17 protein-coding genes are annotated in these 14475 nt (G+C 40.0%); 2 read left to right on the forward strand and 15 right to left on the reverse strand.

The window, feature by feature from the left end:
- Positions 1 to 32 precede the first annotated feature (32 nt).
- A complete protein-coding gene (locus PZE06_RS01485) occupies positions 33 to 677 on the reverse strand; it encodes a DUF421 domain-containing protein (RefSeq protein WP_150913589.1) in 645 nt (214 codons plus the stop codon).
- Positions 678 to 968: 291 nt separating this feature from the next.
- Between PZE06_RS01485 and PZE06_RS01490 the strand changes: the two genes are divergently transcribed.
- Positions 969 to 1331 carry a TIGR04086 family membrane protein gene (locus PZE06_RS01490; protein ID WP_309145442.1) on the forward strand — a complete coding sequence of 121 codons (363 nt, stop codon included), beginning with the start codon at positions 969 to 971 and terminating at the stop codon, positions 1329 to 1331.
- A 370-nt stretch (positions 1332 to 1701) separates the two neighbouring features.
- Here PZE06_RS01490 and yajC read toward each other — a convergent pair whose 3' ends face one another.
- The 11 genes from yajC to safA all read right to left on the reverse strand — a co-directional run bounded on the left by yajC (position 1702) and on the right by safA (position 10627).
- A complete protein-coding gene (yajC, locus tag PZE06_RS01495) occupies positions 1702 to 1986 on the reverse strand; it encodes a preprotein translocase subunit YajC (RefSeq protein WP_150913591.1) in 285 nt (94 codons plus the stop codon).
- A 38-nt stretch (positions 1987 to 2024) separates the two neighbouring features.
- Complete coding sequence (gene tgt / locus PZE06_RS01500; protein WP_150913593.1) at positions 2025 to 3164, reverse strand: tRNA guanosine(34) transglycosylase Tgt; 1140 nt, start codon at positions 3162 to 3164, stop codon at positions 2025 to 2027.
- Between the two features lie 46 nt (positions 3165 to 3210).
- The gene (queA, locus tag PZE06_RS01505) at positions 3211 to 4239 is read right to left on the reverse strand and encodes a tRNA preQ1(34) S-adenosylmethionine ribosyltransferase-isomerase QueA (RefSeq protein WP_150913595.1); all 1029 of its coding nucleotides are present in this window, start codon (positions 4237 to 4239) and stop codon (positions 3211 to 3213) included.
- Positions 4240 to 4386: 147 nt separating this feature from the next.
- Positions 4387 to 4593 carry a DUF2905 domain-containing protein gene (locus PZE06_RS01510; protein WP_150913597.1) on the reverse strand — a complete coding sequence of 69 codons (207 nt, stop codon included), beginning with the start codon at positions 4591 to 4593 and terminating at the stop codon, positions 4387 to 4389.
- Complete coding sequence (gene ruvB, locus PZE06_RS01515) at positions 4577 to 5590, reverse strand: Holliday junction branch migration DNA helicase RuvB (protein WP_150913599.1); 1014 nt, start codon at positions 5588 to 5590, stop codon at positions 4577 to 4579. Before ruvB ends, PZE06_RS01510 begins: the two co-directional genes overlap by 17 nt.
- A 15-nt stretch (positions 5591 to 5605) precedes the next feature.
- Entirely contained in the window at positions 5606 to 6214 is a 609-nt protein-coding gene (ruvA, locus tag PZE06_RS01520; RefSeq protein ID WP_150913601.1) for a Holliday junction branch migration protein RuvA, read from the reverse strand.
- A 330-nt stretch (positions 6215 to 6544) separates the two neighbouring features.
- Positions 6545 to 7015 (reverse strand): BofC C-terminal domain-containing protein, encoded by a 471-nt coding sequence (locus tag PZE06_RS01525; protein ID WP_225310582.1) that lies wholly within the window; start codon positions 7013 to 7015, stop codon positions 6545 to 6547.
- A gap of 92 nt (positions 7016 to 7107) precedes the next feature.
- Entirely contained in the window at positions 7108 to 7263 is a 156-nt protein-coding gene (locus PZE06_RS01530) for a hypothetical protein (RefSeq protein ID WP_191963124.1), read from the reverse strand.
- Positions 7244 to 7960, reverse strand: coding sequence for a YhcN/YlaJ family sporulation lipoprotein (locus PZE06_RS01535; protein WP_150913605.1), 717 nt, complete (start codon positions 7958 to 7960; stop codon positions 7244 to 7246). The genes PZE06_RS01530 and PZE06_RS01535 overlap by 20 nt, the downstream gene beginning before the upstream one ends.
- 101 nt (positions 7961 to 8061) lie before the next feature.
- Positions 8062 to 9063, reverse strand: a complete 1002-nt coding sequence (locus PZE06_RS01540) for an aminoglycoside phosphotransferase family protein (RefSeq protein ID WP_225310576.1) — start codon at positions 9061 to 9063, stop codon at positions 8062 to 8064.
- A complete protein-coding gene (gene safA / locus PZE06_RS01545; protein ID WP_150913609.1) occupies positions 9038 to 10627 on the reverse strand; it encodes a SafA/ExsA family spore coat assembly protein in 1590 nt (529 codons plus the stop codon). Before safA ends, PZE06_RS01540 begins: the two co-directional genes overlap by 26 nt.
- Positions 10628 to 10968: 341 nt before the next feature.
- Between safA and PZE06_RS01550 the strand changes: the two genes are divergently transcribed.
- Positions 10969 to 11505 carry a transcription repressor NadR gene (locus PZE06_RS01550; protein ID WP_150913611.1) on the forward strand — a complete coding sequence of 179 codons (537 nt, stop codon included), beginning with the start codon at positions 10969 to 10971 and terminating at the stop codon, positions 11503 to 11505.
- A 37-nt stretch (positions 11506 to 11542) separates the two neighbouring features.
- Here the strand turns inward: PZE06_RS01550 and pheA are convergent, their stop codons facing one another.
- The 3 genes from pheA to obgE all read right to left on the reverse strand — a co-directional run bounded on the left by pheA (position 11543) and on the right by obgE (position 14442).
- Positions 11543 to 12415, reverse strand: coding sequence for a prephenate dehydratase (gene pheA, locus PZE06_RS01555; RefSeq protein ID WP_150913613.1), 873 nt, complete (start codon positions 12413 to 12415; stop codon positions 11543 to 11545).
- 221 nt (positions 12416 to 12636) lie between these two features.
- On the reverse strand, positions 12637 to 13092 hold the full coding sequence (locus tag PZE06_RS01560; RefSeq protein WP_095307251.1) for an ACT domain-containing protein: 456 nt from the start codon (positions 13090 to 13092) through the stop codon (positions 12637 to 12639).
- Positions 13093 to 13155: 63 nt separating this feature from the next.
- Complete coding sequence (gene obgE, locus PZE06_RS01565) at positions 13156 to 14442, reverse strand: GTPase ObgE (protein ID WP_150913616.1); 1287 nt, start codon at positions 14440 to 14442, stop codon at positions 13156 to 13158.
- Positions 14443 to 14475 lie beyond the last annotated feature (33 nt).

Raw genomic sequence — 14475 nt, forward strand, 5'->3', positions numbered from 1 at the left:
AAATCAACCATCTTGAAAATCTTCTTCATCTTTCATCTAAAATCTTGAACGTCAATAAAAAAGTCGCCATTTTGAAAGCTGCAGAAGGATATTTTTTTTACATCCCGGTAGCCACGCTTCCGCAATTCCTGTCTAAGCCATAGTGGATTTTTTTCGATGCGTTCCAAATTTTTCGTTTGGATTTCCCCATCAATGATGAGCGGAATGGTGTAGCTACTTTGATTCTTTTCTTTTTCAAACACAGTTAATTTTCCTGATGTCTCCAAAATGGCAAATTCCACATCGGCAATATTGCGAACATTTTGTTCTCGCAATTGTAACAACAAATCATCAAAATTATAGCGCTGCTTTTTCATTTCTTTTTCATCAATTTTTCCCTTGTTGATAATCAATGTTGGCTTTCCTTCCACCACATCCCGGAAGTGTTTACTCTTTAACGAGATAAATGCAAATACAATTTGAATGATCATCAGTAACAGCATTGGCATGACGACATGAAAGAGCTGATTATTCGGATCATCGATCGCAGCAACTGCTAATTCCGCAATCATAATATAAACGACTAAATCTAAAATACTAAGTTCGCCGATTTCACGCTTTCCCATCATACGAAAAATAAGGATAATAAGAGCATAAAAAAACAGGGTTCTTAACGCAATTGGAATAAGCTCAGCCACATTCTTTTCCCCTTCCGTAATTTCTTATCTATCTTTTCTTTTGTTATTATCCACATTCCTTGCCTAAATATGAGAAGTGAGCTTTTTATCGCCAGCATTCTAATTTGTTAGAAATGGAAAAGTTCAGCTTCTATTTTTCTCTGCTCCTGAATATGCATGTACTAAGACAAGCAAAGTAGCTTGTTCATCAACTATCATAAAAGTTGAACTCGCTGCTAAGCACAAAATACATGAAGTCTTGATCGAAGGGAGAGGGTCAAAATAGAAGAGTCAAAAAACCATGGAATTGCTATTTTATATGGAGTAATCGGCATATTTTTACTACTAATTATTGCCAGCTTTGTATTTTCTGTAATACTGCGATTTACGAATACGCAAGAATCATCATTAGGAATTTTAACGACGATAATTTCCTTTATTACATTATTTGCAGGCGGATTTATTACTGGAAGAAAAGGGAAAGAGAAAGGCTGGCTCATTGGTGCATTAACCGGGGTTATTTATACATTGATCATTTTTCTATTTCAATATTTAGGTTATGATAGCCTATTTTCTTTAGAGCAAATCGTCTACCATGTATGCTATATTGTTACAGCAATGATGGGAGGAATACTGGGCGTTAATATGAGCACTCCAAAAACAAGAAGCATTTAAACGTCAGTCCTTTTTAACGGACGCTTTCATAAGGTCAAGAGTAACTCGCTTTTTGTAGGACTGTATGATTCTTTCTCCCGCCTTCGGTTAATATCAAGCAAATAAAGCGCGCTTGCACTTGGGACTCAGTTCTTGGAAAGCTAACACTGGCTTATATATTAAAAAAGCTTTTGAGCATTTCGTGTAAAACGGAGGTTTTATACATCTTTTTAGTTATACTAAAAATGAAAAGTCCAAAGAAAAACAAGACTAGATCAAGCAAGTCATATAACAAAGCATAAAAAAACTGTAGACAGACCCGAAAAATTTCGAATTTGTCTACAGTTTGCACCCATCTTTTTAGATGGGTGTTTTTAGCTTAAAAGCACTATTAGCTTTTAGCAAGTAAATCATTTGATGATTCAATAACTTCACGTACCGCAGCACGATCGTATGTAAGACGGCTTCCATCGCCACATTTGATGACAATTTGTCCTTCATCGATCGCATCAACGATTCCATGAAGGCCGCCAATCGTCACAATCTTATCACCTTTTTTGAGATCATTTTGCATTTGCTGAACTGCTTTTTGTCGCTTTTGTTGCGGGCGAATTAATAAAAAGTAGAAAAGCGCAAACATTAATAACAGTGGTGCAATTGTACCTAGCATTTCCATTCGTCCAACCTCCTTTCAAGCTATTTATATTTACTCTTTTAGAAGTTTTTTGCGTCGGGCTTATTAAAGCCATATCTTTCAAAAAATTCTTCTCTGAAGTCCCCTAAACGATCCTCGCGAATCGCTTCTCGGACTTGCTCCATTAATTTTAACAGAAAATAGAGATTATGGTAAGTTGTAAGTCGTATTCCGAATGTTTCATCACATTTTATGAGGTGACGAATATAAGCTCGGCTATAATTGCGGCATGTATAACAGTCGCAATGCTCATCAATTGGACCGAAATCACGCGCATATTTCGCATTCTTAACAACAAGGCGTCCTTCACTTGTCATCAATGTACCATTGCGGGCAATTCGGGATGGAAGTACGCAATCAAACATATCGATCCCGCGAATTGCTCCATCTATTAATGAATCTGGTGAGCCCACTCCCATTAAATATCTCGGCTTATGGGAAGGTAGTAACGGTGTCGTAAATTCAAGAACACGATTCATGATATCCTTTGGCTCTCCTACTGACAAGCCGCCAACTGCATAGCCAGGGAAATCTAACGAAACTAAATCTTTAGCACTTTGCTTCCGAAGCTCTTCATATTCTCCACCTTGCACAATGCCAAAAAGCCCTTGATCCTGAGGACGTTGATGAGCATTTAAGCATCTTTCTGCCCATCGTGATGTACGCTCTACCGATTTTTGCATATATTCATATGTCACCGGATATGGTGGACATTCATCAAAAGCCATCATAATATCTGAGCCTAATGCATTTTGGATTTCCATCGCTTTTTCAGGTGATAAGAAAAGTTTATCTCCATTCAAATGATTGCGGAAATGAACGCCTTCCTCTTCTATCTTGCGAAACTCACTTAAGCTAAATACTTGGAACCCACCGGAATCTGTTAAAATTGCTCGATCCCAATTCATAAATTTATGAAGGCCACCAGCTTCTTTTACAATCTCATGACCAGGACGAAGCCATAAATGATACGTATTGCTTAAAATAATCCCGGCTCCCATTTGCACGAGCTCTTCTGGTGACATCGTCTTAACCGTTGCCAACGTCCCTACAGGCATAAAAACAGGAGTTTCAAATGACCCATGCGGAGTATGCACTTTCCCTAGTCTTGCCCCTGTTTGCTTACAGGTTTTTATTAATTCATAGCGTATTGCAGTCAAATTTCTGTACCTCCTGAAGTCTGCATTGCATAAAGCAATGCGACAACTATAATATCAACATTGCATCTCCAAAACTAAAGAAACGGTATTTTTCTTCTACTGCAGTTCGGTAAGCATGGAGCACATGCTCTCTCCCTGCTAAAGCACTAACAAGCATGATTAATGTTGATTTCGGCAAATGAAAATTTGTAATCATGCCATCAATTGCTTTAAATTGATAGCCCGGATAAATAAAAATATCGGTCCAGCCACTGTCAGCTATAAATTTTCCATTATACTTTGATGCGATCGTTTCTAACGTCCTCGTTGACGTTGTCCCAACTGAAATAATTCGCCCTCCAGCCTCTCGCACCACATTTAACATTTGAGCTGTTTCTTCTGTCATTTGGAAAAATTCTGCATGCATCTCATGCTCCATAATATCATCCACACTTACAGGACGAAAGGTTCCTAGACCGACATGTAAGGTAATAAAAGCAATTTGAACCCCCATCTCCTTCAGTTCTGCAAGAAGTTCTTCAGTAAAATGAAGACCTGCAGTTGGTGCTGCTGCCGAGCCCCTTTCCTTTGCATAAACAGTTTGATATCTTTCTTTATCTTCAAGCTGTTCTTTAATATAAGGAGGCAACGGCATCTCACCAAGAGCCTCTAGTACCTCATAAAAAATTCCCTCATAACGAAATTGCAGAAGTCTACCACCATGATCTTTTTCACCAACACAAACAGCAGAAAGCAAGCCATTTCCATAAAAAATGACAGAACCTTCCTTAATCCGTTTAGCCGGCTTAACCAAAGTCTCCCATGTATCACCCTCTAATTGCTTTAATAAAAGGACTTCGATTTTTGCACCTGTATCTCCTTTTTCCCCAAAAAGCCGTGCTGGTAAAACTCTCGTATCGTTTAAAACGAGGCAATCACCTGGTTTAAGATAGCTTTTTAAATGTTTAAAAATATCATGTTCAATTTGACCATTTTCTTTGTTTAAGACCATCAGCCTGCTGCTTGCCCGTTCCTGCAAAGGGGTTTGTGCAATCAGTTCCTCAGGCAAATGAAAATCAAATAAATCTACCTTCAATGATGTCACCCTGTTCCTTATTCATAACTTCATTCACTTTAATATAATTTTATCGTCGCTCATTTTATACAGTTTTAATTCAGCAAAAAATGAGCTGCAGCCAAATCACTCGCTCTTAGTTTGCTGACAACTGCTGAAATATAAACATCAACGAAATTTTCCAATAAAATAAAAGATAAGTGAAAGAACAATACTAATTAAAATCGATGTAACAACCGGAAAATAAAAGGTTGTATTGCCCTTTTTTACGACAATATCCCCAGGTAGCTTTCCAATTTGAATGAATTGCATAAGAAATCCTACAACAAAAATGATTACCCCGACAATCATTAGTAGTTTAGGAATTCCGCTCAATAGAAGGCACCTCCATCCCGAAATGGCGATAAACTAGGTCTGTTACAACCCGACCTCGAGGAGTTCTTTGCAGGAAGCCTATTTGTAATAAATAAGGCTCGTACACATCTTCAATCGTTGTCGATTCTTCACCGATTGTGGCAGCAATCGTCTCTAAACCAACTGGACCGCCGCGAAATTTCTCAATAATTCCCTTTAATAGCTTATGATCAATATGATCTAAGCCAAGCCGGTCCACTTGCAGAAGCTCTAAAGCCTTCTGTGCCAACGAATGCTCAATAGCTCCATTGCCACGAACTTGTGCAAAATCTCGCACCCTTCTCAGCAACCGATTAGCAATCCTCGGCGTCCCTCTTGATCTCCTCGCTATTTCAACGGCTGCCAATGAATCGATCTCCACTTCAAATACTTCAGCCGTTCGAATCACAATTTCCCTTAACTGCTCTTCATGATAGTATTCTAGCCTGCTTAAAACCCCAAAGCGATCGCGTAAAGGAGCTGACAATGAGCCAGCTCTTGTCGTTGCTCCGACCAAGGTAAACGGCGGTAAATCCAAACGAACCGAGCGTGCACTTGGACCTGTACCAATCACAATATCCAAGCAAAAATCCTCCATCGCCGGGTAAAGCACTTCTTCAATTGAGCGTGGTAAGCGATGGATTTCATCAATAAAAAGGACATCTCCTGGCTCTAACGCTGTTAAAATCGCTGCTAAATCACCTGGGCGCTCAATCGCAGGTCCGGCCGTCGTTCGGATATTTACACCCATTTCATTTGCAATAATGGTTGCTAAAGTAGTTTTCCCAAGACCGGGTGGACCGTAAAGGAGAACATGGTCCAATGTTTCTTGGCGAAGTTTTGCTGCTTTAATAAAAACCTCTAAATTCTCTTTCACCTTATCCTGGCCTATATACTGTTTAAGAGTCTGCGGACGCAAGCTTTGTTCGAGGGAAAGCTCCTGCACATCAGCTTCACCAGACACAATCCGTTCCTCCACGATCTTCACCCCTTTCTATTTTAATAATTTCTGCAAACCTTTTTTTATGTACTGATCTGTCGTTAACGTTTCTTTCTGTAGTTCAGGCGCAATCTTCTTCATTTCTTTTTCAGAATAGCCGAGCGCCTTTAAAGCCAAAAGCGCCTCTTCAAGTTCTTGATTTGCGCTTTCCGCCCGAACGCCTTTGTCAGGAGCAAAAAGATCAGGGAAAAAGTCTGGCACGACATTTTGAAGCTTTCCTTTTAAATCAAGAATCATTTGTCTTGCTGTTTTCTTTCCCACCCCTGGGAACTTCACTAAAAAGCCTTCATCTTCATTTTCAATTGCGTCGACAACCTGTTCTGGTTCTCCCGCAGCTAAAATAGCTAACGCCCCTTTGGGACCAATACCAGAGACATTTAACAATTTCGTAAACAAGGTCTTCTCTTCCCTTGTTTGAAAACCATACAATGCCATCATATCTTCACGAACATAGTGATATGTATAAATTTTAATTTCTTTTCCTTGATCCTTCGCATAAACAAACGGATTAGGCGTTGTAATTTGAAAGCCCACTCCGCTCGTTTCCAACACAATATATTCAGGGCCGATAAAATCGACCTTCCCTTGAATAAACTCAAACAATTGCATTCGCCCCTCTAGTTTGCTGTACTTCATTGTATCATACTATCTATCCACCTACCATAAAGAAAAGCCTCGTTTCAAACAGGAGCGGCAATGATGAATTATTTCAGTTAAAACACTATTTTTCTCTTTTGGAACAACGATTGATGCTGCGGAAATTTTAAAATTGTTTTACGCTGAACAGACTAGGACACTATCTGTAATACAGAATGTGAACCATGGCAATCGTTTGTCGTGGTGAGACAGTTTATAAGAGTGACAGATGCATGAACAACCTCTTAACATCGATAAAAAAAGAACCGATTTTAATTCGGTTCCATCAATCCTTCATTAATTGGCTACCTTCTCTTCTAGGGTAAAGTCTTTGAAAGTTTCTAGCACTTCGACATAATGATGCTTATCCTTTATTGGGATTCCCTTTTTCAACTCTTCATGTTTCTTACTTTCGAGCTTACCGATATCTAATTGAAAAAAAGTATGAATAATTTTTGAGGTTTGCGGCTTGCCATTAAAAATGGTTAATGCTCCATCGTTATTAATTCCAAAATAACCATTAGCTTTAAGGAGCGGAGAAATATCATCGACGAATTCTCTGAAGACTACTTTATCTTCAGTCATATCAATGAGCTGCCAGCTATCATATTTTGCCCAAAAATCCTCCATCGACCAAATGGTTTCTTTGACCGTTTCTTGACTGAATTCCCCGTCTAGATACATCCGTTCCAGTACCACTTGAACTTCAAGAGGTTCAAACTGTAACGTTTCTTTAGTCTGATCATTTTTTGCTTCAGCACTTACGATGCCATCGATTCCCGAAAGAAAGATTGCAATCAGTAAACATATTATAGACCTTATGACTTTCACAGTGGTCACCTCTTTTAATCAAACATATATCAAATTAACATCAAAACAATTGCTATATCTCCACTATTATTTTGACCAAATAAAGAAATATTATCCTTTTTCATAAGAGAAAAAGAAATTTTTTCCAAAAAAGGAGCAAAGCCTTTTTCAGCTTGCTCCTTAAAGTCATTGATTATACTCAACACTTCTATTTCTCTCATTACTAATTGTTTTAAACATATGATCAATCTCTTCATCCACCATGTCGCGCGGTCCACCATCACGAAGCTGATTATCAATTGTACGGATTCTACTATAGGTGCTGTCATTTGTCGTAACTGATACAGTTCTGCCGTTAACATATGGTTCTATAGCATCCACAATAGCCGCTTTTGTTTCTTCAGCTCTCAGAGGGTCTTCCAAAACAGCGCCAACAATAATCCGATCCTCATGCACCACTGCTCTCGCATCTGCAACATTGACTACTGTCGTAGCGATATTTCCGATTCTTTGAGCAAGCCTCCCATTATAGGCTGTATAATAAGAGCTTCTTGCTCCACTGTTATTAGTATTTAAATGGGCATGATAATTTTGATCATCGCGGCTGAATAAGGTGTAATTAAATTCTCCATCAGGAGCGGCCTTATTATTAATTCCACGAATGCCGTTATTTCTTCCTTCTCCTGCAATGGTATGGTCCATTATTTCTGTTACAGGCCCATCGTTATCCTCATTCAACCAATTCGTATTTCCTCCGTCTTCTTCATGGTGTTCATTTGAATAATAACCGATAGCAAGAGGTTGCCGATCCTGGCCATCTACTGCCTCATCATTGTTGCCACAGGCCCCAAGACTTAACATCATGGCTACAGCAGCAGGCCATGTTAATTTTTTATAGTTCAAAATAATACGCCCCCTACTCTCAAATAAGAGCAAAACACTTGCTCACTATTAGAGTGTGAGGTGAATTCCTTTTTCATCCTGTCAGTTCCGACCAGTCTGCTTTATTTTTGGGAATGTCCGCTTAATGCAAACTGTAGCTCCTTAATAAAACGCTCTCTTTCAAAAAACTGCCCTACTGTTAAATCAAGAAGTTGACGTACAATAATCGGATTATTATATTGCTTCTCCCTAATCATTCTGTTCCATTCCCTAAAGATGTCAGATGGAAAAGCTAATCCATACAAAAAGAATTTCGAATGTAAGAAAGGACGTATTAATTCCAATTTTGCCAAACGCTCAAACGACCAATTTATATGTGGAAGAATCCGATTAGCAAATTGAAGATAATCAAGACTTCTATCTCCTATCATCATTAAATCGAAATCAATGAGATATAATTCTTCCCCTTCTATTCGTAGAAAATTATGATGCGCCAAGTCGCCATGTAAGATAGTAGGAGAGTTGCTGGCTCCTGTCTCTTGCTCCAAACCACGAAGCGCCCAATCTGCCCATTGTAATATCTCTTCTAGGATTTCTTTTTGAATAAAAAATTTAATAAAGGAAATTTGGTTTAGAAATGCAGCTGTTCTTCCCCTCCACTTATTTAATAAGTGCTGTTTTTTTAACTCTCCATTATATTTCTCAACAAGCTCACGGCCGACTTCATGGAATTGATGTAACAAAGCTAAAGCTTCAACCCTATTATCATGCCCTTCATAAGTAAATGAATGATCAGAAGGAGGGAGGTATTCGATAATGCCATAAAATGTTTGCTCAAAAAATAAAGGGCAACCACTTGTTAAATTATAAAAAGAATAAGTATGAGAAAATCCGTGCTCCTTTAAATCCATTGTTATGTTTACTTGCCTCTTAAGGCGTCGATATGATGGATAACCTTTGATGATATACTTGGCAAAGTCATTACTTTCAAGGAGGAAAACATGATTGCTAAGAGGTTGCAAGGATTTAATTTGAAAGGGAAGCTGTTCTTGTAAATAAAAAAGGAGACGATCCATATATAAACCGTCTCCCTGATCGTTAATCGTCACTTCCATCACTTTCATTTTGCTTCCTTGCCATCCCAAAACCAGCACCCATTGGTCCATAAGGGTTCATATACGGAGGACTAGCAAACGGCTGGCCATATGGTGGAGCATACACTGGTGCCACACCTGGCCCATATCCTCCTGGCATAGCTTGGGCAGGTGCTCCCGGTCCATATCCTCCCGCTTCTGGATACTCTCCTTCCGCCTCATACCCCATCGGTGTTTCCATCCCATATCCTGTTGGTACGGCGCCAGGAAAGTTTGGTGCAAATCCTCCTGGCATTCCATAACCTGTAGGCACTTGTGGTTGAGGGCCATAGCTACCCACTAATTGTGGTCCACCGCATCCGCAATCTTTATCATCCATTGCTCCTTGTACTGCTGGAAATGGCTGGTTCGAGCCAAATGGCATTGCTTGAGGAGCGTATGCCCCAGCAACTTCTGGTCCTGGTCCATATGGCGGATGGGCAGGATATGGTTGTGCCAATCCCGGTCCTGGAGGTCCATATGGCATTGGATAAGGAGCAGCATATGGAGGACATGGATATGGCGGACACGGATATGGTGCCTGCATCATTGGAGCGACTTGTGGCATCGGCGGCATATTCATCATCTCCGGTGAGACTTGTGGCATCGCTGGCATATTCGCCATTTCCGGTGAGACTTGTGGCATCGCTGGCATATTCGCCATTTCCGGTGAGACTTGCGGCATCGCTGGCATATTCGCCATTTCCGGTGAGACTTGCGGCATGTTTGGCATATTCGGCATATTTGCCATTGGAGGAAGTTGGGCATTATCATATGCTCCCATTACACCGGCAGGTTGATTAGGCATAAACGGAGATGATTCATCATCAAAATAATGATTTTCTACTCCCGGCATTCCTCCATAGTTCGGAGGTTGCTGCATTGCTCCTTGTACTCCGGGATTCACTGGTGATTGCTGATATGGATATCCCCCTGGAGCAGGGTAAGGTTTAAATGGATACATCGGCTGCTGAAATCCTCCTTTAATCGGCATTTCGATTGAGGATGATTCCTCAAAAGAATCCGTTTCTACAGGCTTAAAAGGCTTTACTGGTTTAGTTTCCGGTAGAATATTCGCCGGTTTTGGTGGCAATTGCGGTGCCTGATGAGGCTTTTGTTCCACATTAACATTTGCCATATTCATCATATAATAGTTGTTAATATCAATTTCCGGAATGATCGGTTTAGGCATTTTCGGTACAAATGGTTTTTTCGGTGTTTCCACTTTTGGCACTTCAGGCACTGGCTTTTCCATAATCGGTTTTTCTTCCACTTTTTCAACCGGCGCCTCTTTTTTCTTCTCCTTTACAAAAGGCTGTTCTTTTACTTGTTTTTCCTTTTTAACGCCCATATTGAACTGTGTTTCTTTCTGACCAATAGGAGCTTCTTTTTTAATGCTTCCCCCAGCAGTTGGAACTTTTATTTTCATCCCGGGCATAATCATATCAGGATTGCTGAGCTGTGAATTCAGTTTCTTCAGCTCTTCAAAATTCACGCCGTACTTTTTGGCGATTTTCCAAAGAGTATCCCCTTTCTGTACGATATGGATCTTCACTCTGACTTCTCCCTCCTATGCAAATGTCCATATATTGTATGATTGTGTGGGTAATTTGCTAATAATCTTCAAAAAAACTTATGCTTAATCTAAATAAATTATGTTAGCGGAGAGTGAAAACATTCTCGTACAAGCTTGAAATTTGTCAAAAAAGGGAGTTTGCTTCTATCCACAAAAGTGATTGAATATCGACTGTAAGAAAAAACTACGATAAACTATTTTCAAGATGGTTTATATCATTAGAAGACATGAGAAATAAAGACTTCAAAAGAATGAGCAAAAAATCGTTATTGTATAACAAAGTTTATATAGAAAATATAGAAGTAAAGGGTGGAGAACACATGAAAGGTCAGAAAATTCTAGGTGATGAAAGAAGGAAGCTGATTGTATCCTGGCTCCAAACAAGCCAAGAACCGATAACTGGAAGTGAATTAGCAAAGAAAACCAATGTCTCTAGACAAGTAATAGTTGGAGATATTACATTGCTTAAAGCACAAGGAGAACCAATTATTGCAACAAGCCAAGGATATTTGTATATGAGACGACCGGAAATGTCAAACAGGGTGGAAAGAACGATCGCCTGTTTCCATCCACCAGAAAAAACGGAAGAGGAACTGTTATTACTGGTCAAACATGGAGTAACAGTCCTTGATGTAAAAATTGAACACTCCGTATACGGTGATTTAACTGCCTCAATTATGGTTTCATCAGCGAAAGAAGTTCAGCAATTTATTGAGAAAATCAGCGCCACTAATTCTTCCTATTTATCAGAATTAACAGATGGCATCCACCTTCATACGATAGCTGCTGCAACAGAAGAAGCCCTAAATCAAGCTGAAGAAGCATTACGAACCAATGGCTTCCTTATCGAAGCATGAATGAACTTTAAAATAGGACTATAGGGCAAAAAGGAGCCTATCTGACCCCTTTTTGCTGTTTTACTTGATAATATGGATAACTTCCTAAAACCTTAACCGCACAGCCAAGTGCTTCTAGTTCAGCAATTGCGCCAGGGATCAAAACTTGATCCATCGCCATTTCGACATCGATTATAAAGAAATAATTTCCAAGCCCTGTTTTAGTTGGTCTTGATTCAATTTTTGAAAGATTAAGCTTTCTCCAAGCAAATGCTGACAATACCTGATGGAGAGCACCAGAACGATCATCCGCGGGGAGAGTAATCATTAACGACGTTTTGTTGCCAGCCCTCTGCAAAGGACTATTGCTGAATTGGCTCTCCTCCTTGGCCAAAACAATAAAGCGTGTGTGATTGAAATCAAAGTCATGAATGTCAGGGGCGACAATTGCTAGTCCATATTCTTCAGCTGCTAATTCATTGGCAATCGCTGCTGCTTGGTCTGCCGGATGATCAAATACATGTTTCGCAGCCGCTGCCGTCGAGGTGACACTTACTCTTTGAACTCCATGACAATTTTGGTGAAGAAATTTATGACATTGGGCAATTGCATGCGAATGACTATAGATCGTCTCAATATTTTTCCAATTATCTTTATTTTGGGGGTGGACCATTAAATGCTGCCTAATTGGCGCTGTTACCTCTGCTAAAATAGGAAGCGTTATCTCATGGATTAAATAGTCAAGAGTGATATTAACCGACCCTTCTAATGCATTTTCCAATGGTACGACACAAGCATCCACTTCATTTTTCATGACGGCATCCAAGCAATCAGGAATCGTCATATATGGAATCCCCTCATCGGACGGAAACATTTCGCGTACTGCGATGTCTGTAAACGTGGCTTTCGGCCCTAAAAATGCAATTTTCATATGAATTTTCCTCCCCAGAAGTCATCCTGTTGTCTATATGAAAAGGACGCCTTAATCTTATGTAAATATCTAGTCAATTTCATAATTCTCACTTCTAGTTAAAAACGAACATCACTGAACTTTTGCACCATTTTAATTTGTTAGGATCTTGATCGTTTTTAATAAGCGATTCTATCTATCTAAAATTTCAAATAATTTCAATCAAATCTTTGGGTTTGGAGCTACGCCCCAGACCCAAGTACCTCTACATTTTCCACAAATTCTAGCTTTTTTAAATTCGCTAATAGCTCATTGATCTCTATTCCCATTCCTGTAATGTTGAGGGACATCGTTACTTGTGCTCTCCCTTGAAGCGGGATTGTTTGATGGATCGTCAACACATTACAACCTGATGATGCTACAACCCCAAGTAACTGTGAAAGGGTTCCAGAACGGTCTTCTAAATGAAAAAACAAAGTGATTAATTTTTCCTTCACAATGGTGTGAAACGGAAAAACAGTGTCACGATACTTATAAAATGCACTTCGACTTAAATCAACTTGTTGAACAGCATCCCAAACGGATTCTACTTTTTTCCGTTCGATCATTTCCTTTGCCTCTAGCGTCTTCTTCATCGCCTCAGGTAAAACATCCTCACGCACCAAATAAAATTTCTTATCAAATTTGTCTTTGCTCATTTCTCCACCCCATTAGAAAAGGGCGAACGCCAAAGTTCTTTGACGTCTCCTTTTCAAGAAAATTTAATCAAGAAATTCAAACTCATAATCTAACAGCTTCACCGTATCTCCGCTCTGGATACCTCTTTCTCTCAATGCATCGTCAACGCCCATTCCTCTAAGCTGTCTAGCAAAACGGCGCACCGATTCATCACGTGAGAAATCGGTCATTTTAAATAATCGCTCAACCGCATCTCCAGAAACCACAAAACTGCCATCAGGATCACGGGTAATCACAAACTCTTTTTGGTCTGCTTCATGTTTATAAAGTACACGATTAACATCTGTTTCTTCTTCATGTGCAAGAGGAAACTCTGGTGTTTCTTCAATTTTATCAGCCACTGCAAATAAAAGATCTCTTAATCCTTGCCGTGTCACAGCAGAGATCGGAAATACCGGATAATCCTCTTCCAGCTGTTCTTTAAACAATGCCAGATTTTCTTCCGCATCCGGCATGTCCATTTTATTCGCTACAATTATTTGTGGTCGCTCCGTCAACCGTAAATTATATTCTTTTAATTCATTATTAATCGTTTTATAGTCCTCGTATGGGTCTCTTCCTTCTGTTGCCGCCATATCAATGACATGAACAATCACTCTAGTTCTTTCTATATGACGTAAAAATTGATGCCCTAAGCCTACTCCGGAATGTGCTCCTTCAATCAAACCTGGCAGGTCGGCCATAACATAGCTTCTTCCATCCTCTGTCTCCACCATACCAAGATTCGGGGCAATTGTTGTAAAATGATAATCGGCAATCTTTGGCTTCGCAGCCGATACGACCGATAGCAAAGTAGACTTCCCAACACTTGGAAACCCTACCAACCCTACGTCAGCAAGAAGCTTCAATTCAAGAACAACTTCTTTCTCAATCCCTGGTTCCCCATGTTCAGACAGCTCTGGTGCCGGGTTAGCTGGTGTTGCAAACCTTGTATTGCCACGCCCGCCTCGACCACCACGAGCAATCACCGCTCTCTGACCATGCTCCGTCAAATCGGCGATCACTTCCTTCGTCTCCGCATCAGTCACAACTGTACCTGGTGGAACTTTGACAATCATATCTTTTGCATTGCGGCCATGCTGATTTTTTGACATCCCATGTTCCCCGCGAGGTGCTTTAAAATGACGCTTATAGCGGAAGTCCATGAGCGTTCTAAGTCCTTCTTCCACTTCGAAAATAACGTCAGCACCTTTACCTCCGTCTCCACCGGCTGGGCCGCCCTTTGGTACATATTTCTCACGGCGAAAGGCAACCATTCCATTGCCTCCGTCTCCTCCTTTTACATATATCTTAACTTGATCTACAAACATTTTTGTCCTCCCATCAGCAGTAGATGTGTCATT

Origin of the sequence: Robertmurraya sp. DFI.2.37 (assembly GCF_029211245.1) — a bacterium.
Taxonomy (GTDB): domain Bacteria; phylum Bacillota; class Bacilli; order Bacillales; family Cytobacillaceae; genus Robertmurraya; species Robertmurraya methanolica_A.

What these genes read in the sequence shown, in the direction of transcription:
- yajC (WP_150913591.1), bottom strand. Translation starts at nt 1,986, where the DNA reads ATGGAAATGCTAGGTACAATTGCACCACTGTTATTAATGTTTGCGCTT.
- PZE06_RS01540 (WP_225310576.1), bottom strand. Translation starts at nt 9,063, where the DNA reads ATGAAAGTGATGGAAGTGACGATTAACGATCAGGGAGACGGTTTATAT.
- PZE06_RS01550 (WP_150913611.1), top strand. Translation starts at nt 10,969, where the DNA reads ATGAAAGGTCAGAAAATTCTAGGTGATGAAAGAAGGAAGCTGATTGTA.
- pheA (WP_150913613.1), bottom strand. Translation starts at nt 12,415, where the DNA reads ATGAAAATTGCATTTTTAGGGCCGAAAGCCACGTTTACAGACATCGCA.
- PZE06_RS01560 (WP_095307251.1), bottom strand. Translation starts at nt 13,092, where the DNA reads ATGAGCAAAGACAAATTTGATAAGAAATTTTATTTGGTGCGTGAGGAT.
- obgE (WP_150913616.1), bottom strand. Translation starts at nt 14,442, where the DNA reads ATGTTTGTAGATCAAGTTAAGATATATGTAAAAGGAGGAGACGGAGGC.